Below are 23,798 nucleotides of genomic sequence, written 5' to 3' on the forward strand. Positions count from 1 at the left end.
GTACCTCAGGAGCTCCTGACCGCCTTCTTTTTGAGAACGCCCACGTAGGGCAAATTCCGGTACTTCTCCTGGTAATCCAGGCCGTAGCCGACAACGAAATGGTTCGGAATCTCGAACCCCACGTATTTGGCCGCTATGGGCACTTTCCGGCATTCCGGCTTGTCGAGGAGAGCGCAAACCTCGACAGAGCGGGGCTGCCTGGCCTGCAAGGCGTCCAAAAGATAATGCAAGGTCAGGCCAGTATCCATGATGTCCTCGACGACCAAAAGGTCCTTGCCTTGGGCGCTCTCGCGCAGGTCCAGGATCAGCCGCACGGCACCGCTCGAGCTGGCGCCGTTATAAGAGGAAACGCAGATAAAGTCGATCGAGCACTCGAGTTCCAAGGTCCGCATCAAATCCCCCAGGAACACCACGCTCCCCTTGAGTATCCCGACCAAGGTGAGCTTGCGCCCCGCGTAATCCCGCGATATCTGCGCGCCCAAGGCCCGGACCCGCTCCCGTATCGCCTCCTCATCCAACAAAACCCTCTCGATGTCCGGGTGGACTGGGGCTTTCATGGGAATCACTCGGGATAGGATAACTTTATTGCGTTTCCCAATCAAGAATCTCGGTGGGACGCGCGGGATTGCGGTAGCCGCCCACGGTCGCGTCATAGGCCTCCAACGGCATGATCCACCTCCGGCCGGTCTGGGGATCCACGAGCCCCTCGTCGTAACCGCTGGTCGCCTCGCGCTGGGCCTTGGCGATGCGGTCCTCGGAAAGGCCCTTTTGACGCCAGGTCTCAAGCAGCGCCGAATTATCCAGGGGATTGTTGCGGACCGGGATCAAGGAATCGTTTCCCGCGGCCTGGGCCTGGTTGGTGAGGACAATGCTGCGGGCCACCTCCACCAGCCAGGTTTTCGCCTTTTCCCATTTGGCAGCCTGGGCCTGGTAGCCCACGACCGCGGCATTGAATGTTCCAAAATAGGGCTGAATGCCGACCGTCCAGGCCGCCCGCGCCGGCCCATTCTTTGTCCGGCAGCTCATCTGGAACTCCTGTATCTCCCAGGGGCCGCCCAAGCCGGGCTGGGAGGGCAAAATCCCTGTCGAGAGTATCTTGACCTCCTGGTACTCGGGAATTTGACCGAACATCCAGAGCAAAAAGTCCCGCGGCGTGGTCTGGCCCGGCGCGCGCATCAAAATGTTCGAGGAGGCCAGCAGTTCCTCTCCGGGAGAGCTTAAGGTGACTCCGTTGGCCGTCTCGGTTTCTTTCCACCCCGCTGGAGAAGCCCAGCGAAAATACCGGCCTTGGCGAATCTCCAGCGCGGGGCGAGCTTCCCGCGCCGGCCTGGATGCGGCCTTGACGGCATGCCCAGGCCGCGGCGTCCAGAAAGACAATCCCGCGACCACAAGTCCGACTACTTTTTTCATGGGCTCTATAGATTAACAGGAATGCACGCCAGCCGCAAGGTCAGCTAGAAAAATGCTAGAAATAGATAAGAGTCCAACTGTGGGCGCCCACAGTTGCGCCCGCGGCCCCTGAAGGGCCGCACACGACAATGAAGAAGCTGCGTATTTTAATTCTCTGCGGCGGAAAGTCGGCCGAGCGCCAGGTGTCCTTGGTCTCGGCCAAGCAAGTCCTCTCCAAACTTGACCGCTCGCGCTGCGAGCCGGAGCTCGTGCTCATCGACGCCAAGGGCCGCTGGCTCAAGGCCGACGAGAAGCGTTTGAGCGGGAAGGTGGAGAGCGATTCCAATAACCTCGCCGCGGGAACGAAGGCCGTGATTCCCACCGAGAAACTCTCCAGCCCGAGCCGGCCCGACGTGGTTTTCCCGGTGCTTCACGGCCCCATGGGCGAGGACGGCACGGTGCAGGGCCTGCTCGAGTTGGCCGGGGTTGCTTACGTGGGCTGCGGGGTGCTGGGTTCCGCCCTGGGCATGGACAAGGAGGTCTCCAAGCGCCTGGCCCTGCAGGCCGGCCTTCCCCTCCTGCCTTACCGCGTCATCCGCCGGCCCAGTCAGGGCTTGGCGGCCCTGCGCGAGCTCGGCCTGCCCGTCTTCGTCAAGCCAGCGCGCCTGGGCTCCTCGGTGGGAGTGAGCAAGGTCAAATCCGAGGCGGAGCTCCTGGCCGCCCTCGAGTCGGCCTTCCTCTACGATGACAAGGTCATCCTGGAAAAGGGCATCGAGGCGCGGGAAATCGAATGCGCGGCGCTGGGCGATCCCTGGGCCGAGGCCGAGGACCCTCTGGCTCTCAAGGCCTCGATTTGCGGCGAGATCGCCCCGCAAGCCGAGTTCTACGACTATAAGGCCAAGTATCTGGACCCCGAAGGAGCGCGGCTTCTGATTCCGGCTCCCCTGCCTCAAAAAACCTCCGATGAAATCCGGGAGATGGCCTTGGCCGCCTTCAAGGTCTTGGATTGCTACGCCATGGGGCGGGTGGACTTCCTCATGGACAAGCACGGCGGCCGGGTCTACTTCAATGAGATCAACACCATCCCGGGATTTACCCCCGCCAGCATGTACCCCCTCCTTTGGCAGGCCTCGGGAATCGAAACCCCGAAGCTCCTCGAGCTTCTGATCGAGCTGGCCCTGCGCCGCGGCCGCGCCCGCTCCAAACTCAAGACGACCCCTTGATGGCCCGTGCCGATAGCCTCATCCTGGGAGCTTATCTTCTCCTTCTCCTGGCCCTGGGAGCCCGCGGAGCCCGAAGACGCCTTCCGGGGCTCTCGGACTACGTTCTGGCCAGCCGCAGCCTGACCTTGCCCGCCTTCGTGGCCACGTTGGTTCCCACCTTTTACGGCGGAGTGCTCGGGATCGGAGAATTCACTTGGCAAAATGGCCTTTCCAACTGGCTCGTCATGGCTTTTCCCTACTACCTCTTCGCCGGAATCTACGCCCTTCTCCTCGCCCACCGAGTGCGCCTAAAGCCCGGCCTCACCATTCCGGACCACCTGGAGGGGGCCTACGGGAAACCCGTGGCTATCTGGGCCGCCTTCCTGGTATTTCTTCTGGCCAGCCCCGCCGATGAGCTCCTGATGACCGGGGCTCTGCTCTCTCATCTCTCCGGCCTGGGCCTAGGAGCGGCCATGGCCCTCCTCGGCTGCTTGGCCTTCGCCATCCTTCTGCGCGGGGGCCTGCGCTCGGACGTCGCCGCCAATCTGGCGCAGTTCGCCATGATGTTCCTGGGGTTCGCTCTCATACTGCCCTTTGCCTTCAAGGAGATCGGAGGACCAGCGAGCCTCGCCCAAAAGCTGCCGGCGGGACACTTGAGCTGGACCGGGACCATCGGCCCCGCGCGCCTCATTGGCTGGTGGTTGATCGCGGTGTGGACCTTGGTAGACCCCGCTTTCCATCAGCGCTGCGCCGCGGCTCGGGACGGCCGCACCGCCAGGCTCGGCGTCGCGCTCTCGATCCTGTTTTGGGCGGCCTTCGATCTGATGACGACCGCGGCCGGTCTATACGCCCGCGCCGCTCTCCCTGACCTCGCGGATCCCCTTTTCGCTTTCCCCGCCCTGGCCGACCGCCTCCTGCCGCCCCTGGCCCGGGGGATTTTCCTGACTGGCCTATGCTCCTCCATGCTCGCCGCCCTCCAGGCCACGACCTTGATCGCCGCGGTAAGCCTGGGCAAGGACGGGGCCGGACGCTGGAGCGGCGCCGGCGAGGAGCGGCTCGAGCTTTGGTCCAAGGCCGGCCTGGCGCTCTCTTTGGCCGCGGCCTTTCTCATGGCCAAGCTCATCCCATCTGTAGTCGAGCTTTGGTACTCGGTCGGAAGCGCCGTGATCCCGGGGCTTCTGCTTCCTCTGTTAGGGGCTTACTTCCCGGCCCTGCGACTGAGCGCGGCCTGGGCTCTGAGCGCTTCCGTCGCGGCCTGGGCCGCCTCGAGCTCCTGGGTGCTCTGGGGCCTGGCCCTGGGACGCCCCCCTCTCGGGCTTGAGCCCATGTTCCCGGGCCTAGCCCTGTCGGCCGCCATCTACCTGATCGGCAAGAGGCATGCTCCCAGCGCTCCATTGGCCTGAGTTCTCCCTGCTGGGGCTCCTGGTTTTTTTCGCCGGAATCGTGGATTCCCTGGCCGGAGGCGGGGGCCTCATCACCTTGCCCGCCTATCTTTCCGCCGGCCTTTCTCCAGACCTGATTCTGGGCACCAACAAGCTCTCCTCCTCCATCGGGACCGTGGCCTCCAGCTATCAATACCAGCGGCGCAAGAAGGTTCCCTGGGAGGAAATTTCCCCGGCATTGCTCGCCTCCTGCGGCGGCTCGTTCCTAGGCGCGCGCCTGGCCGCCTTCATGGACCCGCGTTGGCTCAAGTTCCTTCTTTTGGCGGCCATGCCTCCCATGCTTTACTTCCTCTATTTCAAACCTCACTTCGGACACCACGACGAAAGCGAGGCTTTGCCCAAGAAAGAAAGGCGGCGGATATTGCTTCTGATCGCCGCGAGCCTCGGAGCCTACGACGGTTTTTTCGGCCCGGGCACGGGCACCTTCCTGGCCTTGGCCTTAAGCCGCTTCTGCCGCTACGATCTCCTGGGCTCGACCGCCCGCGCCAAAATCCTCAACCTGGCGTCGAATCTCTCCGCACTGGCCGCGTTTCTCTGGGCCGGCAAGGCGCACATTGCCTTGGGCCTCTCCATGGGAGTCCTGAGCCTGGCCGGGCATTGGACGGGCTCCCATTGGGGGTTCAAGAAAGGGGCCTCCGTGATACGGCCGGCCTTGCTTTGGGTTTGCGGGGGGCTGTTCCTGAAGCTCCTACTGGCCTAATGCTGCGATTCCAGGTCCTGGTCCGGCTTGTCATCGGGATGGAAGGGAATGTAGAGGCTCGCGTCGTATATCCTGTCCTTTTTTGAATGGAGCCGCAGGCGAGGCGCGGGATTCCGCCTGTAGCCTGGCTCCAGTTGGACGCCGAAAGCGGGAACCGAAAACTTGTCGCGGAACAAAAAGGGCTGGTTTCCCCTTCTCGCGTGCCACCCCCCGAAAAAGGCCGCCACCTTGATCTTTGGATCGTTGGGACGGCTTAGGAATATTCCCATGATCCTCTTGACCATCCCATTATCCCGCTCCTCCATCAAATACTCGTCCCCGGTCAGTCGAGTCAAATCGTCCATCTCCTTCTTGGCCATGTCCACGGTCAGCACTTCGATGCCTTGATCCATGGCCGCCCTCATGAGGTGCAGCTTGGACCAAATCACCTGGGGCAACCATCTTTGCTCAAGATAACTGCCGGGGGAGGTCAAATACCAACCGAGCTCATGAAGACCGCGAAGATTGTTTCGCTCCCGATACTCGTCCAGGAATTTTTGAAAAGTGTACGGATACTCAAACACCAGATGAGTCACCCCCGATTTCTTCATCAAGCCGAGAATGCTCTCCAGGTAGAGATGGCTGGTCATGTGTGTGTGGTCGAAGCCAAAGAGGATAACCGGGTAGTTTCGGAATATCGCCTCCAAGGCGGGCGCGGCGGGCAGGAGAGGGTCGGACTTGCGAAAAGCCTTGGTCGTTTCTCGTATCGCTGGGACCTCGCCCTGCATGCGCAAATCCGCCAGATCCCAGTCTTGAGGCCGAGGCTCGGCCGAGGCCGGGGAGAGCTCCAAAATCAAGAAAAGGAACGCCGACAGAGCCCTTCCAGTCGCGGTCATCCTGGAGATTATGCCTTTCAGGCAGCGCGAGGAACAGAGGCGGAAGGCCCAGAGTCAGCCGGGCCGAAAGGCCCAATCGATAAAAGCCCGTATTCATTTGACGCGGCCGTGCCGGGTTGGGTATAATACCTACCCGTTTCGCGGCGGGAGGGTATTTTTTATAAAAAGGAGCACCGTTCCATAAACAGGCCGAGCAAGGAAAGAGACAACACCCGCATCAACGCGCGCATCAACGCTCATCAGGTCCGCGTGATCGACTCGGATGGAACTCAACTCGGAGTCAAGCCCATGGCGGAAGCCATGGCCCTGGCCCGCACCCGCGGCCTCGATCTCATAGAGATCGCGCCGCAGGCCAATCCCCCGGTTTGCAAGATCCTTGATTACTCGAAATTCCGCTATGAGCAGGAGAAAAAGGTCAGGGAGTCCCGCAAAAAGCAGAAGGCGGGGCTCTTAAAGGAAGTCCGGTTCAAGCCGCATATCGGAGCCCATGACCTGGAGGTCAAGATCAAGCATATCTCCGAATTCATATCCCAGCACGACAAGGTGCGCATCATCGTTTTCTTCCGCGGCCGGGAAATGCAGCACACGGATCTGGGAATGAAGCTCTTATCCACGATTCAAGAACGGCTGCAGGCCGTGGCCTCGGTCGAGCAGGCCCCGATTCCGGACAGGAACCGGCTGATCATGACTCTGATCCCTAAACATTAAAACTATGCCAAAAATAAAATCGCACAGCGGCGCAAAGAAACGGTTTCACAAGACGGCCGGAGGCAAGTGGCGGCACCAGAAGGCGGGCCGGCGCCATCTACTGGCTCCCATGAGTTCGGCCCATAGGCATGAGCTCAGGAGAAAGGCCAGCCTCCCCAAAACAGAGGGAAAAATCCTTTCCACTTACCTGCCTTACGTCTAGGCCGACCGAGAGAGTGTTATGAGAATCAAGTCAGGCGTCACGACGCGCCAGCATAAGAAGAAGAAGTTCAAGCTCGCCAAGGGGTTTTACTCGGACAAGCGCACGCGCTGGCGGCAGGTTCTCCAGCAGGTCCAGAAGTCCCTGGCCACGGCCTACGTGGGCCGCAAGGACCGCAAGGGCGAGTTCCGCTCCCTCTGGATCGAGCGCATCAACGCCGCCTGCAGGCAGAACGACACCAGCTACAGCCGCTTCATGGCGGGCCTCAAAAAAGCGGGCGTCAACCTGAACCGCAAGATGCTCTCCGAAATCGCGGTTAGAGACGCCTTCTCCTTCAAGAAGCTCGTAGCCATCTCGCGCGGCTCCGCCTAAAACGCCGCCGCCGATATTATGGCGCAGGCCACGCGCAAACGCTGGACCACCGCCTACCAAAGCCTGGAAGACGCCTTAAAGTCCTGCGACCCCGGCTCCGCTTCCAATCTGGCGGAGCTTGAAGAGTTTCGCTTGCGCTTTCTCGGGCGCAAGGGAGATTTGACCGAGCTTCTCAAAGGCCTCAAGGAGCTCTCCCTCAATGAGCGCCGCGAGTTGGGCCCACGCGCCCAGGCCCTCAAGGTCTCCCTTGAGAAACGCATCGAGGCTCGAAGGAACGCCCTCGAGGCCACCCAGGACGAGGCGGCCTTGGCCGAGGGGGCCATCGACCTGACGTTGCCCGGCCTGCGCCCGCCGCGCGGGCGCCTGCACCCGCTTTCGCTCACCATGCGGGAAATGACCAAGATCTTGAGCCTGATGGGCTTCTCCTGGGCCGAGGGTCCGCAGGTCGAGTCCGACTACTACAATTTCACGGCCCTGAACATTCCGGAGCATCACCCGGCCCGGGACATGCACGACACCTTCTATCTGGAGGGCCTGCCCCTTCTCATGCGCACCCACACCTCCCCGGTCCAGATCCGGGCCATGGAGTCGGCTCGACCTCCCCTGCGCCTGATCTCGCCGGGACGGGTCTTCCGGCACGAGGCCGTGGACGCCACCCACTCGGCCGTTTTCCACCAGATCGAGGGCCTCGCGGTGGACAAGGGCGTCAGCTTCGCCGATCTCAAGGGGACTCTCCAGGTTTTCATGCAGAAGCTGCTCGGGCCCGGCACGCGGCTCAGGTTCAAGCCCTCTTATTTCCCCTTCACGGAGCCTTCCGCCCAGGTGGACGTGCAGTGCTTCTTCTGCGGGGGCTCAGGCTGTGCCGTCTGCAAGCGCACGGGCTGGATCGAGATGCTGGGCGCCGGGCTCGTGCATCCCAATGTTTTGAAGACCGCAAGTTACGATCCGGAAATCTGGTCGGGCTTCGCCTTCGGCATCGGGGTCGAGCGCGTCGCGATGTTGCGCCTCGGGGTCAAGGACATCCGGGCCTTTTACGAGAACGACGTTCGCTTTCTCGGGCAATTCGACGACTGATGAAGATCTCCTACGCCTGGCTCAAGGAGCACCTCCCCCTGGCCCTCCGCGCCGAGGAGCTGGCGCGCCACCTGGAGCAGCTCGGCATCGAGGTCTCGGGCTTGGAGCGCCGGGGGCCGGGATTTTCGGGCGTGGTTTCGGCGGAGATCCTATCCATCGAGAAGCACCCCAACGCCGACCGCCTTTGCCTCTGCGCGCTCCACGACGGGACGGAAAAGCTCTCCGTGGTCTGCGGGGCCAAGAACATCGCGGTCGGGCAGAAAGTCCCCCTGGCCAGGATCGGGGCCGTGCTCCCGGGAGGGCGCGAAATCGTCCGCGCCAAGATCCGCGGGGTCGAGTCCCAGGGCATGATATGCTCGAGCGCGGAGCTCGGCCTAGGCGAGGACAAGAACGGCATCCTGGTCCTGGATCCCGAAACGCTCCCCGGCCAGGATATGGCGCGACTCCTGGGCCCGGCCGATGATGTCTTCGATTTGGAACTCACCCCCAACCGCCCCGACTGTCTGTCCCACCTCGGGATGGCCCGGGAGCTCGCGGCCTACTTCAAGACGCCGCTCAAGAAGAGAGCTTTGGAAATCAGCCTTGAAAGGCTCTCCCCCGAGGCTTCTCCCGTCGCCGCGATTCCCTTCTCAATCGAGGACGAGCGGGCCTGCCCGCGCTACCGGGGCCAGGTCTTCGCCGGGCTCCAAATCGGCCCGAGCCCGGGGTGGCTTGCCGTGCGGCTCGAATCGGTGGGGCTGCGCCCGGTCAACAACTTGGTCGACATCACCAACTACATGCTCCTCGACATGGGCCAGCCTCTGCACGCCTTCGACTTGGACAAACTCGAGGGCGGCCAAATCCGGGTACGCTGCGCCAAGCCGGGCGAGACCATCCTCGCCTTGGACGGCAAGGAATACGCCCTCTCGGCGCAATGCCTGGTCGTGGCCGACGCCCGCAAGCCCGTGGCCGTGGCCGGGGTGATGGGGGGGCTTGAGAGCGCGGTCACCGCCAAGACCACCCGCTGCCTCCTCGAGTGCGCGCATTTCGCCGCACCCGTCGTTCGCAAGACCGGGCAGGCCCTGCGCCTGCGCTCGGACTCCTCCTACCGCTTCGAGCGCGGCACCGATGTCGCGGCGGTGGGTCCCGCGGCCCTGCGCGCGGCCGAGCTCATACTCAAGCTCTGCGGGCCCGCCGCGCAGGCATCGCGGGCCATGGACGTCGGACGAAAGGCCCCCGAGACAAAGCCCATTCTCTTCTCCGCTTCCCGGATAAACTCAATCCTCGGGGCGGAGTTTCCGCCGGACTCGGTGCGAGGCGTGCTCGGGGCTCTCGCCGACAAACTAGACCAGAAGAACGGCGAGCTCCGCTTCTGGCCGCCTTCCCATCGCTCGGACTTGGAAACGGTTTGGGACCTGGCCGAGGAGACGGGGCGGATGCTCGGCTACGACAACATTCCCTCCGCGGCCGCCGCTGTTGCGCTCAAGCCCTCTCGCGTCACGCCGGCAGCGGCCCTGGCCGAGCGTTGCCGCCGACGCCTGGCCGGCTTCGGGCTCATGGAAGCCTACAATTACGATTTCCTGGCGGAGAAAACTTTGGAGAAAGGCCGCCTGAACCTGGAAAATCGGGCCCGCTTGGCCAATCCCATTTCCGAGGATTGGACGATTTTGAGGCCCAGCCTGCTTTTGGGCCTTCTCCAAAATGCCCAGGCCAACCGCCGCCGCGGGGCCTCGGCCGTGCGCCTCTTCGAGATCGGCAAGGTCTATGCCAAGAGGGCCGAGGCCGTGGAGGAGAGAGCTCATTTGGCCGGCCTCCTTCAAGGCCCCGTAGCGCCCATCTCCTGGAAAGCGGCGCGCTCTCCCGATGCGGACTTCTACGACGCCAAGGGCCTGCTCGAGGAAATGCTCGCGGGCCTGCCGGGCCTCCAATGGTCCCCCATGAAGGAAGGCCCGGCCGGAGCCTCCGATCCCCTGTTCCATGCGGCAGCTTCCCTCAGGCTCAAGACGCCTAGGGGCGTTTTGGGCGCCGTGGGCCTTCTCAACCCCCAAGCCGCGCGAGCCTGGGAATTGGAGCGGCAGGCCACGGCCGTTTTCGAGCTCGATTTGGAGGTCCTGGCCGAGCTCCCCCGTCCGGACGGCAAATTCAAGCCCTACAGCCTCCTGCCCTCGGCCGCCCGGGATCTGTGCGTGGTGATGGACCAGGCGGTCCCCTACTCCCAGGCCGAGGAAGTCATCGGGGCCTGCGCCATCCCGGAGCTGGCCTCGGTGGCGCTCGTGGACGTATTCTCCGGCAAGAGGCTTCCCGCGGACCGACGCAGCCTGACTTTCCGGCTGTCGTTTTCCAGCCCCGAGCGCACCCTTACCGACGACGAGGTAAACTCGGCCGTGGACAAGATACTCAAAGCCCTTAAGGCACGGCTCGGGGCGGAGCTGCGTTCATGATAGGAAACCCCAAGCTCAAGAAGCTGGAGGGCCTGGTCGCCGAGGCGTCCCAGCTCCTGCAAAAGTTCACCCAGGAGAACGCCGAACTCAAGAAGGTCAACGCGTTCCTGAACGCGGACAACGAAAAGCTCCGGGAAGAGGCCCAGCGCTGGGCCGCGGTGGCCGCGCGCCAGGAGCGTCTGCGCTCGCGGCTCGAGAAACTGTCCCAAAAATTGGACAAAATCGCGTGAACGAGAAAGTCGACATAGAGATTTTTCGGCGCAAGCTCACGGTCGAGATGGAAGGCCTCACCCCCATCGAGATCAACGCCTTGGCGCAGAAGGTCCACGAAAAAATGGCGGAGATCTCGGAAAGCAACCCTAAAATCGCCGACAGCTCCAAGCTCGCCATCATCACGGCCCTGGATTTCGCCGCGGAACTCGAGAAAATTCGGGAAGCCCGCCAGACCGAGCTGCGCGTCGCGGAAAGGAAGATGGACGAAATGGCCCTTGCCCTCCAGAACGCCCTGGGCTCCGCCGCTTCCCGTGAATGAGGAGCTTTTCCCGACCCAATCCCCGCTCTCGGCCCAGCCCCTGGCCGCGCGCCTAGCCCCGCAAAACCTGGACGATTTCTCGGGTCAAGAACACCTTCTCGGCCCCGGCAAGATGCTCAGACGCCTCATCGAGGCGGGGAAATTCAGCTCCGCCCTCTTCTTCGGGCCTCCCGGATGCGGCAAGACGGCCCTGGCCCGATATATCGCGGGGAAAGCCGAGGCCCACGTCGTGGAGCTCAACGCCGTCACCGCCGGGGTGGGCGACCTCAAGAAGGCGATCGAGCAGGCCAAATACGATTTGGGAAGCTTGGGGCGGCGCACCTTGCTCCTGGTGGATGAGATCCATCATTTCAACCGAACCCAGCAGGACGTGCTTCTTCCGGCCTGCGAGCGCGGAGACGCGCTTCTCATCGGCCTCACGACCGAGAACCCCTCGTTTTACGTGAACGCCGCCCTTCTTTCCCGGATCACCGCCTTCGAGTTCAAACCGCTCGGGGAGGAGGACTTGGCCAAGATCCTGCGCCGGGCGGTCAAGGACAAGGAGAAGGGCCTGGGTGCACTCAAGCTGGAGGCAGCGCCCGCGGCGGCCAAGCACCTAATCCAGATGGCGGGAGGAGACGCGCGCAAGCTCTTGAACGCCCTGGAACTTGCCGCCCTTTCCACGGCTCCCAACGCCCAAGGGAATCGCGTGGTCGGCCTCGAGGTCGCTGAGGAATCCATCCGCCGCCGCTCCATACGCTACGACAAGAAATCCGACGACCACTACGACCACATCTCGGCCTTCATCAAGTCCATGCGCGGCAGCGACCCCGACGCGGCCCTCTACTGGATGGCCAAGATGCTAGAGGCCGGGGAGGATCCCCGCTTCATCGCCCGGCGCGTCCTCATCTGCGCGGCCGAGGACGTGGGCAACGCCGATTTCCGGGCCCTGGTCATCGCCAACGCCGCCTTCCAAGCCGCGGAGGTCCTGGGAATGCCCGAGGCCCGCATTCCCTTGGCGCAGGCCGTCACTTACATCGCGGCGGCCCCCAAGTCCAACGCCGCCTATCTCGGCATCGACGCGGCCATGAAAGAGGCCCGCCACGGCCCGGCCCGGGAGGTCCCCCTGCACCTGCGCGACGCCAGCCTCGACGCCGAGTCCCGCGGGCACGGGAAGGGCTACAAGTACGCCCACGACTACCCCGGCCACTACGTGGAGCAGGAGTACATGCCAGGCCCCAAGCGCTTCTACGAGCCCTCCGATGAGGGCGACGAAAAGCGCATCAAGGAGCGGCTCAAGAGCCTACGGCGCGAGCGCTAGCAAATCCCGGCCCGCCAGTTATCCACAAAACTTCCTGGGAAGTTTTTGTGGATAACTTTCCGCCATCCGCTTGGACATCCCTAGGCCTTTTTTCCCAATTAGAAGTGGGCCTTTTGCCGCGCCGCCTCTTCCCTAAAAGACCCCTGACGATATCCGTCCTCAGGGCTAAACTCCCGTCATGAAAAACAGTTTTATCGGCAAGGCTTTCTCGACGTTGATTTCCATTTCCCTGACCCCATGCTGGTCTTTGGCCAGCTCGGCCACGTCGGCCGCCGAGGGAGCGCATGAGGCCGCGCCCCTGCTGCATATCAAAACGCCTCATCTGAAATGGGCGGAAAGAAGTCTCAAAGAGCTCCCCGGTAGAATTCCAACGCCGGACGCCATCATGGCGCATCACTATAAAGGACATCCCGGCCTGGACCAAAGCGACGCCCTTCTCGAAAGAGCGGGCCTCACTCCCATCGGCCAAATCATGGCCGCTTATCAGCAGCAGGAGCCCGCCGCCGGCCTGGAGGACGGCCGCCAGGCCCTCGCGGACCTCCAGATGGCCATGGATCAGGCCCTTAAATTTAAAATCGAGTCAATCCCGGAGCCCGCCCCTTCCCAGCCGCAAATCGGGCTCATCTCCAAGACAAATGAGAAAGCCGCTCGGGTTGAACATGGGGCTGCAAGCTCGAAGTCTGCGAGACAAAGTTCTTGGAGGGACACCCTGTTCGTGGGAACCGCGGTGGGGCTTATGGCGGCAACCCTTTGGCATGGGAGGCTGCCGCCGGCGCAGCCGCAAACCGCTCCAGCGGATCGTTCTGTGAGCACTCCCGCCGTTCCGCGCGATGAGGTCGATTTCACGACTAAGTCCAACCCTTTTTTCGGCGTCAAGGGAGCGCGTTACAGCCACTATCGCCGGTTCGTGTTTTATAACGATGGCTATATCTACGGCGTTTCAAAATCCGGAGAAGAAGTGCAAATAACGCGCGCTGCGTCTCTTGAAAAGTTTCTCAAAGGGCTGAAAAATACGCAGTCCGCCAAGCCCGGAAAGAAGCGCCGCCCAACGCCCGCGCAATCCCGCTAAAACCTCTCCCCGCCTAATAGCCGCGGACTACACGGCCCATGCGCTACTAGGCCCTCTGCCGCTCTCTCTGTAGGCCTTTGGTTGCATAAGTCTTTTCACTCAGTTTTTTTAAATAGGGCAAGATTAAAAATGTTTTTTAAAGGACTTGTCATGAAAACATTTTCCACCTTGCTCAGTCTTTGCCTCCTGCTGCAAACATTTGTCAGCCCCCAGCTATGGGCCGCGCACAAAGCGCAGGAATACATCAGAAGGCCACCAACGATCATCCTTTCTCCAATTGGTATCCACTCCGAGACAACGCTTAAGCCTGGCCGCAAGCAAGCGAAGCTCATCTGGGTAACCAGGAATTTCCTGGTCCGAGGCGGAGCTCAAATCCAGGCCGGAATGGATTCCTTGGTCCAAGCCTCGCGCAGGTTTTTTGACTGCGCCGCCGGCCATTTCCCTCTTGCCGGACCCATTTTATCTCCAGCCTATGCCCCCCCCGGAGCGGCAGGCCGCCCTTCGGCTCATCCGCTGACGAAAAGCGCGAGCGCGGTTTACATGAAGGCTTCTAACAACGGAGGGCCCGGGGCTCGCAATCCCATAGGCCAAGGCTTCCCATCCCAACCGCAAAATTCCGAAAAACAGCGGCAATTGCTGCCGCGGCTCGGCACCGCATTGTTGCTGGGATCTGTTGTCGGGACAGGCCTCGTCCTTTCAACGCTTCGTCACTGGCAGGGCTTTGGCTGGGCATTCCTAGCCGCCTTGGGCAACGAGCGGGAAATCGGATTCGGCCCCAAGCTTGCCCTTGCCCCGGTGGTCATTGGCCTAGCCGCCTCCTTGCCGGCGTTCGCAGCCGTGGGAGGGGGGCTCGGCGGAGCGCTTCACGGCTACCGCGCTGAAAACGCTCGGCAAGCCTTGCGAGACGCGTCCGTATTCCTGTCCAAATTTAACGCGCAGTTCGCGCCGAACTTGATCAGCTTCCTCCCTATGGCCCGGCAGCCCGTCCCCTTGAGCAACAAGGCCAAGCTTGACACCAACACCCGCATCGCCATCATCGGAGCCGGAGCCTCGGGAATCGCGGCCGCGCGCCGCCTCATCGAGAAAGGCTATCGGCATGTAACTGTATTTGAATCCAAGCCCCAGGCCGGAGGAAAGGTCAATTCAACCCGCGATGAAGGACAGGCCTACGACATGGGGGCCGTCATCGTGGCAGGCCATTACCTGGAGATCAAGGAGCTCGCCAAACGCGTAGGTCTCCATGAAAGGACGGGTAGCCCAATAGGTTTTTACTCCTGGGCCAAGGGGCAACTCATGAGCCCCTGGGGAAGCGTCGCTCCCATGGAGTTGGCCTCGAATATCGCCAAATATATTTGGCTGCTTTTGACTGATTTCAACGACTCCATCAAATCGCGCTTTCAAAAAGTTCACCCGCTACTCGCCGCTCCCACAGGGGATTTCCTAAAAGCCATGGGGCTGTCGGCCCTGGGAACCTTGTGGAAGCCCATGGTAACTGGTTTTGCCTACGGCAACTATGAAAAAACCCCCGCCGTATACTTCCTAGAGTTCGTGACCCTCCGGGCAGCATTGAATTGGGGAGAATGGCGCTACTGGGAAGGCGGTTTTGCCGAGCTTTTTAGGCGCTTGGCGGCCTTGCCCGGCCCGGATTTCCGCTATAATTCGCCGGTCAAACACATGGAACGAACCCACCATGGAGTCATTATTGAAACCAAGCAAGGGCTTGAGGAATTTGACCAGGTGATCGTGACAACGAACCCCAGTGAAACCCTGAAATTTTTGGACTCGTCGCCAGAGGAAAAAGACCTCTTTCAACGGGTCGAAACCTACAACTTGCGCGTCTATCTCGTCAGGGCCGAGGGACTGGCGCCAGGATGGAACATGATCGCTGAGGACGTCGAAGAGGGCCGTCTCATCAGCTGGGACAGCCAACATCCCGGCTCGAACCTCTTCACGCTCTACGCATTCGCGGGCCACGGCATGAGCGACGAAGATGTTTTGACGAAGGTGCGCCAGGACGTGGAGCGATTGGGCGGCTCCATTAAAAGCGTGGAGGAAAAACGACGCTGGAGATACTTTCCTCACGTGAGACCTCAAGACATCCGCGCCGGGTTCTTCGAAAGAATAGCCGCGCTTCAAGGGCAAAACCGAACCACGTGGGTGGGCAGCACCTTGGGCTTCGAAACGGTTTCTACCACCGTGATATTCAGCCAATCCATGGTTGAAGACCGTTTTTGAGGAAGACTCTACCGCGGTCGGGAATGGGCCTTGTGGCGCTGTAGGCCTATTGTCTCTCCCCAAATAGGTCTTTCGCCTCTTTAGGCTTTGGTCTCTTATTCTTATAGTTTCTCATGCTGCTTGGCAGGCGCAAACGAACGGAGACTTTTTCTCTCGCTCTGACCATCCTTGGCCCAGCCAAGAGCTTGAAAAGCCGCCGCCGTAGCCTGCTTATGTCTCTTAGCGGCAATGCTGCCTTACATTACTTATCCGCCCTTAATAAGCTCCCCAACCTTGGCGCTAGGTTTTTTCCTGGGATATATAATCGCGCAGATACTCATAATGACGGCTCCTCCATCTCTGCGGCGCAAAAACTCGGGCCCAAACACCATTAGGCCTAAAGACTTCCTTCCTCATAGGCCTTTCGGCCCACTCCCGGCGAGAGTAAGTTAGCTAGATTAGCGGCACATTCGCGCAAGGAGAACAACTCATGCAAAGAAAAGCCGCCGCATCAAGCCTCGCCGCTTTCTTGGCCTTGGCCTGGACCTCTGCCGCCTGGTCCGCGCAGACCAAGAAGCTGTCGGAAATCCTGCAAGCCCCCCTGCCCCAGGCGCAGTCGGTCGAAACCCCGGCGGTTCCGGAGCTGGGACTGCCCTCCAAGACCCAAATCAAGGCCGTGGACGTCTATGACGATCCGCTCATGGCCGTGGACGACGTCCAGCTGACCTCCGGGCCGCAGGCCGCCTCCGTAGGGCAGAGCACCGTCGACGCCGGAAGCTCCCGGGCCGGAAGGATCCTGCGGGCCGCCGCCTCCTCCAGCCGCGCGAGCTACTCCTCGGCCCAAATATTCAACAACGTCTACAGCAGCCTTTATTCAACCCTCATTTCATGGCCCAATCCCGGCTATGAGTTCAGGGGCTGCAAGGAAGGCACCTTGGCCTTCGTGCTGAGCGGAACGAACATGATCTACCTCTGCTCGCGCAGCGTCTACGGAAGCTACTCCGGCAGCCATTCCTTGGCCCAAATACTCATCCATGAGTCCGCGCACCTCACCGGCTACTGGAACGAGTGCGACGCCACCGTGGTGGAAGTCGCGGCCATGCGCTTCTCCGGAGAGGGCCTGGCATTCCAGAACGGATACATGAGGCAGTGCGGGCTGGAATAAACGGCATGCTTTGGCGCGCAGGCCTGCAGGCCTGCGCGCTACTGGCCTGCTCCCTACTGCAATCTTGCACGGCCCTCCGCGAGCCCAAGCTCGCGGAGGGCCCGGTGCGGGACGTGGAAATTAAATTCTCAAGAACTCCCTGCTTTGGGGCCTGCCCCGTCTATTCCATCGCCATAGCCGGGAACGGAGCCGTAAGCTACCTGGGAGAAGGGCACGTAGCCGTCAAAGGCCCGGCCTCGGGCCGCCTATCCCCGGATCAAGTCCGCCGCCTGCTCAAGGCCTTGGACGAGGCCCGGTTTTTCAGCCTCCAAAACGAGTACACGCATATCCAGATCACGGACGCGCCCGGAACCGTGATCGAGGTCATCTCCAAAGCCAGGAGCAAAAAGGTAATCCACAACCAGGGAGACCTAAGCGCCCCCCCCGCCCTCGAGCGCCTCGAGGATGCGATCGATGAAATCGTGGGCTCCCAAAAATGGGTAAAATAGGCGTCGGCGCCGCGCCGCCGCCCAATGCCACTCCAGCCTCCGGTTAAAATATTCTCGGTTTCCGAGCTCAACGGCCAAATTCACGAGCTATTGGAATCTTCCTTCGCCGAGCTCTGGGTGGAGGGGGAGATTTCCAATTGCCGGGCCTATCCTTCCGGCCACACCTATTTCACCCTCAAGGACGAAAGCGCCCAAATCGCGGCCGTGCTTTTCAAGGGCTCGGCCTGGGGCCTGCGCTTCAAGCTCCAGGACGGGCTCAAGGTCCTGGCCCGGGCCCGGGTCTCTTCCTATATAAAGAGAGGAGAAGTTCAGCTCGTGGTCTCAAGCCTCGAGCCCCGCGAGAAGGGCGCCCTCCAGCTCGCCTTCGAGCAGCTCAAGGCGCGCTTGGCCGCGGAGGGGCTTTTCGATGAGGCCAGAAAAAAGCCCCTGCCGCGCTTTCCCTCGAGCCTGGGGATCATCACGTCTCTTCAAGGTGCGGCGGTCCACGACATGCTCTCGGTACTGGGCCGGCGTTGGCCGCGTCTGGCAGTCCTGATCCATCCCGTGAAGGTCCAAGGCGATGGCGCCAAGGAGCAAATCGCTCAAGCCATTTCCAACTTCAATAGGCATTTCCCCGAGACCCAGGTCCTGCTCGTGGGCCGCGGAGGAGGCTCCATGGAGGACCTCTGGGCCTTCAACGAGGAGATCGTGGCCCGGGCCATCGCCGAGTCCAAGATACCCGTCATCTCCTGCGTGGGACACGAGACCGACTTCACCATCGCCGATTTCGTCGCGGACAGGCGCGCCCCCACGCCCTCGGCCGCGGCGGAGCTGGCCGTGCCCGACCAGAGGGAGATCTTGGCGCGCGTCGGGGAGCTTAAGAAGCGCCTGGCGGATTGCGCCCGGGACCGTCTCAAGCGCCTCGAGGAGCGCCTCCTGCTCGCGCGCCGGCACCCCCTTCTTCAAAGCCCCCACCGGCTCTACGAGGAGCGCATCAAGCGCGTGGACGAGCTCTTGGGTAGGCTCCCCGAGGCCGTCAAGAGAGCCCTCCTGCACGCCGAGAAGGATCTCCGGCTCCAGGCCCACAAACTCGACGCCTTCAGCCCCCTCAAGGTTCTGTCCAGGGGCTACGCCATCGCCGAGAAGCTCCCCGGCGGAGAGATACTGAGAGCGAGCTCCCAGGCCGCGCCGGGAGACCGCCTGCGCCTGCGCCTCCACGAGGGCCACGTCTTTTGCGAGGTCATCCCCCATGAACAACAAAACTCCTAAAAAAGAGCCGTTCGAAACCTCCCTCGAGAAGCTCGAGGAGATCGTGCGCCAGCTTGAATGCGGCGAGAAGGGATTGGAACAGTCCCTCGAACTCTTCGAAAAAGGCGTGGTCCTGGCCAAGGAGCTCTCCCGTCAGCTCGAAGAGGCCAAGCGCAAGGTCGAGGTCCTGTCCAAGGAAAACGGGAAGCTCTCCCGGAAGGCCTTCGAGGAAGCCGGGGATTAGCCCGGCAAAGCCTGGTTTCCCAATCAAAAGCCCCTTGCCTAAAAGCAGGCAAGGGGCTTTGATATGAAGGAACTAACAAGTCAATTACAAAGTATCGTCAGCCTCCGCGCGACCGGCAGATGGAATCATCGGCCGCCGCACCGGCCTTACGATAGGCGCGTTCGTTAGCGTGACGGTGGCGCTCACCTCAACGGAACCGCCTTCCACCACGGGACCGTCGGCAGCCTCGGCCATCGCCTTGGCGCGAGCCCCATAATAAGGCCGCGGGCGATACTGCGAGAGATCGCTGACATCGAAGCTGACCTCGGCCTCATCGGCACGAACCTTCGCGCCCTCGGGAGCCGCAGCCGCGAGCATTCTTTCAGCCACGGCACGGGCCCGCTTCAACACCCTTTCCGAGGCCGCGACAGCCCTGGCCGAGCTTAAACCGAAGGTCGGCCTGGAAACCCCCTCCGCCTGGGTCTCATCGCCAGGCTGAAGCAGCGCCAAACGCCGGTCCAGGCTTTTCTTGCCTCCGCTCAGGCGCACTTCAACAGTCGACACGGCCCGGTGCCCGATGACGGGAATTGTGCCCGATTTTTTCTCCGGTTCCCCATAAGCAGGCCCATCCGAAGGGATAACAGAAATGCTGCCCCCCTTGCCTATGACTTCCTTAATGAAAGGCAAGCCTTGCCCCACCTTGGCGTCCCTGGCTTGCATCGCGTCCGCCTGCGCATTGACGCCCTCTTTCAACGCGACCTCCGAGCTGATGGTCAAAACCACGGTCGCCCGGTTGGGTTTTACTTTCACCACGCTGGAACCGCTTCCAGACACCACGGCTATCTGTTCCATGGCGGGAGGAAGTCTAGCCGGCCCCTGCCCACCACCGGCAAAGCTGAAGACCGGCAAGGATGCAATACCTACCGCCGCGAAGCGCAATATCGAATTCATTTGTGTTTCAATCCTCCTATATAAGCCTGATGCTACAGGAATATTAGAGACTATGCGTCTAGCGCTGGGATAAGTCCAAAGGCCCAGATTCATTCAAGTTTTAGCCCTATTCCCGTTTGGGACTTTTGCCAGTGCCAGGCTTATTTATTTCAACCCCGGCAGGGCCTAATTTTACCGGGCCCTCTTCTGCCCAGAAATCCCAGGCGCGCGGTGGATTCCGTGGGGCTCAATCACCAAAAGATCGTGGTGCGGGACTGGTCCTCGAGGAAGCCAAAAACGCCGAGCAATACGCGCAGGCCGCCTCGAACGCCCCTGGCCGAGGAGCCGCGGCGGGCGCTCGGCCGGGCGGTGGCCCTGGCGCCGCAAGACTCGGAGGCGTGGCTGGCGCGGGGGCAGGCGCATTTCAAGCTCGGACATTACAAGGCCGCAAGCCTACTAGATCCAAGCCTCTCCGCATTTTACGAAACCGCTCTCCTGCTCCATCACGAGGTATCCTCGCGTGATGGGGCGTCCGAAACCTCTGGGAAAGCCCCTGGCACGGCGGCCCTGCCAGCTTCGAGACTTTTCTTCTGGTTCAATCTGGCCCAATCGGGGAGCGAGAGGGGCGGCGCGTGGTTGGCGATTCTCGCCCTGATCCTAGCCCTATTGCTGCTGGCCCTCACCAAGCTAAGCAATAGGCCAAAAGGCCCAGGCATTTAAAGGCCAAGACTGTTACAATTGCGTCATGGCGGCCTTCCTTTTATGCCTGGGACTGCTCACGGCTTCGGCCTTTCCCGCGGCCTCTCAAAGGCGGGAAGCCCGCAAGCTGGACCGGATGTGCGCGCCAGAGCTTCAAACCGACCCCAAGGCGCAGGGCTCTTATTTCCGCAAGGTCGAGAGCCGAGCCCCCGAGGGGGTCAAGGACATGGTGGTCTTCGGCATCACGGGCACCGTTGCCTTGCCGCAATTCATCACCGATTTCCATAAGGACCGCTATTTCCTGCCTCTCGACCCCGACAAGGCCGATCTCGCCGGGCCCTTGGACCGAGCGAGCGTGTACCTCGGCGCCCAAACTGGAAAGGACGCCTGGAAGAAGGTCTTCGACGCTGGCCTCATCTGGGACAGGGTTTTTCGCCTCTACCGCCTGAAGGTCCACGCGACCTTCACCGACCAGCCCAACGGCTGCGATGGGGGCCAGAAGGGGCATCAGTTCATCGTCGCGGAAGACGAGGGGAAATGGTTCCTGGTAGACGGGGCGGACAAGAAGGTCAAGGCCCTGGCCACGCAGCAGACGACCCTCGAGGAGCTTGAAAAGCTCGGCCTGCGCCCCGACTACGCCTTCCGGCCGTTCTGGCGCACCACCAACGGCTACCGCAATCAAATGAGGAAGCCGGTGGAGGGCTCCCCGGAAAACGTCTACTTCTACCCGGGCCAGAAAGTCAGGATGACCTTGCTCCAACGGCCCAACCTGGACAAGAATACCCTCGAGCTCAAGCCGACGAATTTTTTCCACATCGACATAGACGCGCTCAAGGATCCTCAAGACGGCGCGGGGCCGTCCTTTGGCAAGTCCTTCGTGCAGGAAGGCTTCCTACGGAAGGACCGGATTTTAAAAAGAGTCAACGCCATAGACCAATTCTACGTCAACAGGATGGGCGAGCGGAAAAGCAACGAGAACAAGCCCGTGATCCCGACCAACGCCAAGGCCTTGGGCGCCGCCTGGGAATACGCGACCATGCTCGGGCCGCGGGGTCTCGACGATCCCCTGTTCCCGCTTTCCGGCGGCTTCTGCGCTGAGACCGTAGGCAAGGACACGGACGGGGCGTGGTACCAGATTCTCTACCATCCCCGGGATTTCGACGAAGGCGGAGCCGAGGCCTTGGATATCATCGGCAAAGAGCCGCGCCGACGCTCCGAGCCTTGATAGAGTCCCCTTGGGTCGAAGTCCCCTTTAAAGTGCAGGACCCCCAGGACGGCCTGCGCTTGGACCGGTACTTGACGGCGCGGCTCCACCGCTACTCCCGAAATAAGGTCCAAGAACTGATCGAGTCGGGCCAGGTCTTTCTGCGCGGACGTTCGGCCAAGGCTTCTCAACGAGTCTCTGCCGGCGAGACCATAATCATCCGCTACCCCCGCCGGGAGGAGCCGCCCTGCCCCCATCAAACCCTCCAGGTCCTCTATGAGGACGCGGAGATTCTAGCCGTCAACAAGCCCGGGGACACTTTGAGCCATCCCACGGACAAGGCCCACCGCAACACGGTGACATCAATACTGCGCGGCCAATTCCCAGATCTCGCGCCGCGCCTGGTCCACCGCCTGGACCGCGAGACGAGCGGGGTCTTGGTCCTGGCCAAGAGCCGGGAAGCCGCGCGGGCCCTGACCGAGCAATTCGCGGCCCACGTCGTTAAGAAGGAATATTGGGCCATCGCCTTGGGCCAAATCTCTTGGGCGGCGAAAACGGTGGATATCCCCGTAGGACGGGAGGACCTCGAGGTCAAGGTCCGCCAGAAGGCGGGAAGCGGGCAGGAGGCGCGGACCGAGTTTGAACGCCTGGCATTGAGCGACGGCTTCTCCCTCGTCAAGGCACGGCCATTGACGGGCCGGCTCCACCAGATTCGGGTCCACCTGGCTCATCTGGGCCATCCCATTCTTGGAGACAAGCTCTACGCAGGCGCGGGGGAGTACTACATGAAGGCCGTGCGCCGGCAGCTCACGACCAAGGACCGTCTGGCCCTCGGAGCCGAGCGGCAGATGCTCCACTCCAGGGCCCTCGGGCTCGCCCAGCCCAGTTCCGGCCGGGAGCTTCTCATCGAGGCGCCGCTCCCCCGGGATTTTGAAGATTGCCTCGCGAGGACGGGCCTCCATGGCTGAAGGGCGGATCACAGTCGTATTCTTCGACATCGGCAACGTGCTCCTCACGTTCAGCGCGCGGAAAGTGGCCCTCAAGCTCGCCGCGGCCGTGCGCTGCTCGCCCTGGAAGCTGGCGCGCGTTTTGTGGACCTCGGGGCTGGCCGAAAAAGTGGAGCGCGGGCAGGTAAGCCCGCTCGAGCTCTACCACATTTTCCGCTGGGAGCTCGGGTTTCAAGGCTCGCGCAAGGACTTCGAGAGGGCTTGGTGCGATCATTTCACCTTGAACCGCGGAACAGCGGCTCTACTCAAGAGACTGCGCAAGACCCACAAGGTGTATCTCCTCTCCAACACCAACGAACTGCATTACGACTACATCTCCAGGAATTACTCCTTCACCAAGCAGGTTCACGGGGCCGTTCTTTCCCATGAGCTGGGCCTGCGCAAGCCGGAGCCGGAAATATACCGCGCAGCCCTTAAAAAGGCCCGGGCCCTTCCGGCCCAGGCGGTGTTCATCGATGATTTGGCGGAGAACGTGGATGCCGCCCGGCGGGCGGGAATTCACGCCTTCCAGTACACGGAACTTCCGGCCCTGAGGCGGGAGCTCTCCCGCCTCAGGATGATAGACGCCTAAATGGTGGGAAAGCCCTCCGCGCGCCAGCGCTCGATGCCGCCCTTGAGGTTGTACGCCTTCTCAATGCCGAGCTCCCTCATCATCTGAACGGCCCGGGCGCTTCGCCCCCCCACCGCGCAGTGGACGATGTAGGTCTTGGTCTTGTCGAGGGCGGCCAGGCGCTCCTTAAAGTCGGACTCCTTGTAGTCGAGAAGCACTCCCTCCTCCAAATGGCTTTCGGAGAACTCGGCCGGGGTGCGCACGTCGAGGATAACGAAGGAGGGACTCCCCTTGTTCTTCGATATCATCTCGGCCGCAGCCGAGGGCTCGAGGTCGAAGGGACCGTGGTTGGAGATTCCCATGCCTAAGCGCATCGAAATGGAGTCGAACAATCCCATTCAAGACCTCCAAAATCCATGCACCTTCATACTACATTTATATCGGGCTCAAGGCCATGGCCGCCACGATCACTCCTCCGCCCAGGGCCTGAGCCGCCGAGAAGGCCTCTCCCCCCGCGGTCCAGGCGAACAGGGCCGCGAACACCGGCTCCAGGGAGAACAGAAGCGCGGCCTTGACGGGAGAGACTCGCCTCTGCGCGAGCATCTGAATGTAGAAAGCCGAGAGGGTCGGAAAGACCGCTAGGAAAATAATGACCCTCGAGGCCTGCCGGGCCGTGCCCCGATGTCCGGGGAAATTGCGTAGCGTAACCTAATTGGTGAGGGATTCATTCTAACTTTTTAGGCCGCGACTAGTTGCCTCACCTCCGCTTGCTCTTCGGTTCCAATCGCGGCCAGCGCAGGAACATTGCT

The 23,798-nt window shown here is 61.8% G+C and carries 26 protein-coding genes and 1 pseudogene; 21 read left to right on the forward strand and 6 right to left on the reverse strand.

Translation table 11 applies throughout. From position 1 onward, the window contains the following. Nucleotides 1-5: 5 nt before the first annotated feature. Together hpt and HY921_11770 are read right to left on the reverse strand one after the other, a co-directional pair. Entirely contained in the window at nt 6-557 is a 552-nt protein-coding gene (gene hpt / locus HY921_11765) for a hypoxanthine phosphoribosyltransferase (protein ID MBI5631546.1), read from the reverse strand. 25 nt (nt 558-582) lie between these two features. Then, the gene (locus HY921_11770; protein MBI5631547.1) at nt 583-1,410 is read right to left on the reverse strand and encodes a hypothetical protein; all 828 of its coding nucleotides are present in this window, start codon (nt 1,408-1,410) and stop codon (nt 583-585) included. 128 nt (nt 1,411-1,538) lie between these two features. Between HY921_11770 and HY921_11775 the strand changes: the two genes are divergently transcribed. The 3 genes from HY921_11775 to HY921_11785 are packed head-to-tail and all read left to right on the forward strand — an operon-like array spanning nt 1,539 to nt 4,733. Next, nucleotides 1,539-2,612, forward strand: coding sequence for a D-alanine--D-alanine ligase (locus HY921_11775; protein MBI5631548.1), 1,074 nt, complete (start codon nt 1,539-1,541; stop codon nt 2,610-2,612). Further along, nucleotides 2,612-3,994 carry a hypothetical protein gene (locus HY921_11780; protein ID MBI5631549.1) on the forward strand — a complete coding sequence of 461 codons (1,383 nt, stop codon included), beginning with the start codon at nt 2,612-2,614 and terminating at the stop codon, nt 3,992-3,994. The genes HY921_11775 and HY921_11780 overlap by 1 nt, the downstream gene beginning before the upstream one ends. Continuing rightward, nucleotides 3,969-4,733, forward strand: coding sequence for a TSUP family transporter (locus HY921_11785; GenBank protein MBI5631550.1), 765 nt, complete (start codon nt 3,969-3,971; stop codon nt 4,731-4,733). The genes HY921_11780 and HY921_11785 overlap by 26 nt, the downstream gene beginning before the upstream one ends. Here HY921_11785 and HY921_11790 read toward each other — a convergent pair. Further along, nucleotides 4,730-5,608: a hypothetical protein gene (locus tag HY921_11790; GenBank protein ID MBI5631551.1), complete on the reverse strand. Its 879-nt coding sequence runs from the start codon at nt 5,606-5,608 to the stop codon at nt 4,730-4,732. The genes HY921_11785 and HY921_11790 overlap by 4 nt on opposite strands. A gap of 180 nt (nt 5,609-5,788) precedes the next feature. Between HY921_11790 and HY921_11795 the strand changes: the two genes are divergently transcribed. The 14 genes from HY921_11795 (at nt 5,789) to HY921_11860 (ending at nt 18,620) form a co-directional block, all read left to right on the forward strand. Continuing rightward, a complete protein-coding gene (locus HY921_11795) occupies nt 5,789-6,316 on the forward strand; it encodes a translation initiation factor IF-3 (protein MBI5631552.1) in 528 nt (175 codons plus the stop codon). A gap of 4 nt (nt 6,317-6,320) precedes the next feature. Beyond that, entirely contained in the window at nt 6,321-6,518 is a 198-nt protein-coding gene (gene rpmI / locus HY921_11800; protein MBI5631553.1) for a 50S ribosomal protein L35, read from the forward strand. An 18-nt stretch (nt 6,519-6,536) separates the two neighbouring features. Further along, entirely contained in the window at nt 6,537-6,887 is a 351-nt protein-coding gene (gene rplT, locus HY921_11805) for a 50S ribosomal protein L20 (protein MBI5631554.1), read from the forward strand. Nucleotides 6,888-6,905: 18 nt separating this feature from the next. Then, a complete protein-coding gene (gene pheS, locus HY921_11810; GenBank protein ID MBI5631555.1) occupies nt 6,906-7,961 on the forward strand; it encodes a phenylalanine--tRNA ligase subunit alpha in 1,056 nt (351 codons plus the stop codon). Beyond that, entirely contained in the window at nt 7,961-10,381 is a 2,421-nt protein-coding gene (locus tag HY921_11815; GenBank protein MBI5631556.1) for a phenylalanine--tRNA ligase subunit beta, read from the forward strand. Before pheS ends, HY921_11815 begins: the two co-directional genes overlap by 1 nt. Continuing rightward, complete coding sequence (locus tag HY921_11820) at nt 10,378-10,611, forward strand: hypothetical protein (GenBank protein MBI5631557.1); 234 nt, start codon at nt 10,378-10,380, stop codon at nt 10,609-10,611. The genes HY921_11815 and HY921_11820 overlap by 4 nt, the downstream gene beginning before the upstream one ends. Next, a complete protein-coding gene (gene zapA, locus HY921_11825) occupies nt 10,608-10,913 on the forward strand; it encodes a cell division protein ZapA (protein ID MBI5631558.1) in 306 nt (101 codons plus the stop codon). The genes HY921_11820 and zapA overlap by 4 nt, the downstream gene beginning before the upstream one ends. Beyond that, the gene (locus HY921_11830) at nt 10,906-12,213 is read left to right on the forward strand and encodes a replication-associated recombination protein A (protein ID MBI5631559.1); all 1,308 of its coding nucleotides are present in this window, start codon (nt 10,906-10,908) and stop codon (nt 12,211-12,213) included. Before zapA ends, HY921_11830 begins: the two co-directional genes overlap by 8 nt. Nucleotides 12,214-12,391: 178 nt before the next feature. Continuing rightward, nucleotides 12,392-13,282, forward strand: coding sequence for a hypothetical protein (locus HY921_11835; protein MBI5631560.1), 891 nt, complete (start codon nt 12,392-12,394; stop codon nt 13,280-13,282). Between the two features lie 540 nt (nt 13,283-13,822). Then, on the forward strand, nt 13,823-15,517 hold the full coding sequence (locus tag HY921_11840) for an FAD-dependent oxidoreductase (protein MBI5631561.1): 1,695 nt from the start codon (nt 13,823-13,825) through the stop codon (nt 15,515-15,517). Nucleotides 15,518-15,986: 469 nt separating this feature from the next. Further along, the gene (locus tag HY921_11845; GenBank protein MBI5631562.1) at nt 15,987-16,661 is read left to right on the forward strand and encodes a hypothetical protein; all 675 of its coding nucleotides are present in this window, start codon (nt 15,987-15,989) and stop codon (nt 16,659-16,661) included. Between the two features lie 5 nt (nt 16,662-16,666). Beyond that, nucleotides 16,667-17,149: a hypothetical protein gene (locus tag HY921_11850; protein ID MBI5631563.1), complete on the forward strand. Its 483-nt coding sequence runs from the start codon at nt 16,667-16,669 to the stop codon at nt 17,147-17,149. Nucleotides 17,150-17,173: 24 nt separating this feature from the next. After that, nucleotides 17,174-18,397 (forward strand): exodeoxyribonuclease VII large subunit, encoded by a 1,224-nt coding sequence (gene xseA / locus HY921_11855; GenBank protein MBI5631564.1) that lies wholly within the window; start codon nt 17,174-17,176, stop codon nt 18,395-18,397. Continuing rightward, a complete protein-coding gene (locus HY921_11860; GenBank protein MBI5631565.1) occupies nt 18,378-18,620 on the forward strand; it encodes an exodeoxyribonuclease VII small subunit in 243 nt (80 codons plus the stop codon). The genes xseA and HY921_11860 overlap by 20 nt, the downstream gene beginning before the upstream one ends. Before the next feature lie 84 nt (nt 18,621-18,704). Here HY921_11860 and HY921_11865 read toward each other — a convergent pair whose 3' ends face one another. Then, nucleotides 18,705-19,451 carry an SIMPL domain-containing protein gene (locus HY921_11865; GenBank protein MBI5631566.1) on the reverse strand — a complete coding sequence of 249 codons (747 nt, stop codon included), beginning with the start codon at nt 19,449-19,451 and terminating at the stop codon, nt 18,705-18,707. 318 nt (nt 19,452-19,769) lie between these two features. Here HY921_11865 and HY921_11870 point away from each other — a divergent pair, with 318 nt between their 5' ends. Genes HY921_11870 through HY921_11885 form a run of 4 tightly spaced genes read left to right on the forward strand, consistent with a single transcriptional unit; the run spans nt 19,770 to nt 23,010 of the window. After that, nucleotides 19,770-20,249, forward strand: coding sequence for a hypothetical protein (locus HY921_11870; protein MBI5631567.1), 480 nt, complete (start codon nt 19,770-19,772; stop codon nt 20,247-20,249). 25 nt (nt 20,250-20,274) lie between these two features. After that, on the forward strand, nt 20,275-21,453 hold the full coding sequence (locus HY921_11875) for a hypothetical protein (protein ID MBI5631568.1): 1,179 nt from the start codon (nt 20,275-20,277) through the stop codon (nt 21,451-21,453). Continuing rightward, on the forward strand, nt 21,450-22,400 hold the full coding sequence (locus HY921_11880) for an RluA family pseudouridine synthase (protein ID MBI5631569.1): 951 nt from the start codon (nt 21,450-21,452) through the stop codon (nt 22,398-22,400). Before HY921_11875 ends, HY921_11880 begins: the two co-directional genes overlap by 4 nt. Then, nucleotides 22,393-23,010: an HAD family phosphatase gene (locus HY921_11885; protein ID MBI5631570.1), complete on the forward strand. Its 618-nt coding sequence runs from the start codon at nt 22,393-22,395 to the stop codon at nt 23,008-23,010. The genes HY921_11880 and HY921_11885 overlap by 8 nt, the downstream gene beginning before the upstream one ends. Here the strand turns inward: HY921_11885 and HY921_11890 are convergent. Together HY921_11890 and HY921_11895 are read right to left on the reverse strand one after the other, a co-directional pair. Next, nucleotides 23,007-23,351 (reverse strand): rhodanese-like domain-containing protein, encoded by a 345-nt coding sequence (locus tag HY921_11890; protein ID MBI5631571.1) that lies wholly within the window; start codon nt 23,349-23,351, stop codon nt 23,007-23,009. The two genes, HY921_11885 and HY921_11890, sit on opposite strands and share 4 nt — an antisense overlap. Nucleotides 23,352-23,424: 73 nt before the next feature. Beyond that, nucleotides 23,425-23,652: pseudogene (locus HY921_11895) on the reverse strand (DMT family transporter). Nucleotides 23,653-23,798: the final 146 nt, after the last annotated feature.

The sequence above is a fragment of the Elusimicrobiota bacterium genome, from assembly GCA_016218575.1.
In the GTDB taxonomy this organism is placed as follows: domain Bacteria; phylum Elusimicrobiota; class Elusimicrobia; order UBA1565; family UBA9628; genus JACRDN01.

Coding starts and splice junctions, on each gene's coding strand:
- hpt (MBI5631546.1), bottom strand. CDS start 557: ATGAAAGCCCCAGTCCACCCGGACATCGAGAGGGTTTTGTTGGATGAG.
- HY921_11770 (MBI5631547.1), bottom strand. CDS start 1,410: ATGAAAAAAGTAGTCGGACTTGTGGTCGCGGGATTGTCTTTCTGGACG.
- HY921_11775 (MBI5631548.1), top strand. CDS start 1,539: ATGAAGAAGCTGCGTATTTTAATTCTCTGCGGCGGAAAGTCGGCCGAG.
- HY921_11780 (MBI5631549.1), top strand. CDS start 2,612: ATGGCCCGTGCCGATAGCCTCATCCTGGGAGCTTATCTTCTCCTTCTC.
- HY921_11785 (MBI5631550.1), top strand. CDS start 3,969: ATGCTCCCAGCGCTCCATTGGCCTGAGTTCTCCCTGCTGGGGCTCCTG.
- HY921_11790 (MBI5631551.1), bottom strand. CDS start 5,608: ATGACCGCGACTGGAAGGGCTCTGTCGGCGTTCCTTTTCTTGATTTTG.
- rpmI (MBI5631553.1), top strand. CDS start 6,321: ATGCCAAAAATAAAATCGCACAGCGGCGCAAAGAAACGGTTTCACAAG.
- rplT (MBI5631554.1), top strand. CDS start 6,537: ATGAGAATCAAGTCAGGCGTCACGACGCGCCAGCATAAGAAGAAGAAG.
- pheS (MBI5631555.1), top strand. CDS start 6,906: ATGGCGCAGGCCACGCGCAAACGCTGGACCACCGCCTACCAAAGCCTG.
- HY921_11815 (MBI5631556.1), top strand. CDS start 7,961: ATGAAGATCTCCTACGCCTGGCTCAAGGAGCACCTCCCCCTGGCCCTC.
- HY921_11820 (MBI5631557.1), top strand. CDS start 10,378: ATGATAGGAAACCCCAAGCTCAAGAAGCTGGAGGGCCTGGTCGCCGAG.
- HY921_11835 (MBI5631560.1), top strand. CDS start 12,392: ATGAAAAACAGTTTTATCGGCAAGGCTTTCTCGACGTTGATTTCCATT.
- HY921_11840 (MBI5631561.1), top strand. CDS start 13,823: ATGAAGGCTTCTAACAACGGAGGGCCCGGGGCTCGCAATCCCATAGGC.
- HY921_11845 (MBI5631562.1), top strand. CDS start 15,987: ATGCAAAGAAAAGCCGCCGCATCAAGCCTCGCCGCTTTCTTGGCCTTG.
- HY921_11850 (MBI5631563.1), top strand. CDS start 16,667: ATGCTTTGGCGCGCAGGCCTGCAGGCCTGCGCGCTACTGGCCTGCTCC.
- xseA (MBI5631564.1), top strand. CDS start 17,174: ATGCCACTCCAGCCTCCGGTTAAAATATTCTCGGTTTCCGAGCTCAAC.
- HY921_11860 (MBI5631565.1), top strand. CDS start 18,378: ATGAACAACAAAACTCCTAAAAAAGAGCCGTTCGAAACCTCCCTCGAG.
- HY921_11865 (MBI5631566.1), bottom strand. CDS start 19,451: ATGGAACAGATAGCCGTGGTGTCTGGAAGCGGTTCCAGCGTGGTGAAA.
- HY921_11875 (MBI5631568.1), top strand. CDS start 20,275: ATGGCGGCCTTCCTTTTATGCCTGGGACTGCTCACGGCTTCGGCCTTT.
- HY921_11885 (MBI5631570.1), top strand. CDS start 22,393: ATGGCTGAAGGGCGGATCACAGTCGTATTCTTCGACATCGGCAACGTG.
- HY921_11890 (MBI5631571.1), bottom strand. CDS start 23,351: ATGGGAATCTCCAACCACGGTCCCTTCGACCTCGAGCCCTCGGCTGCG.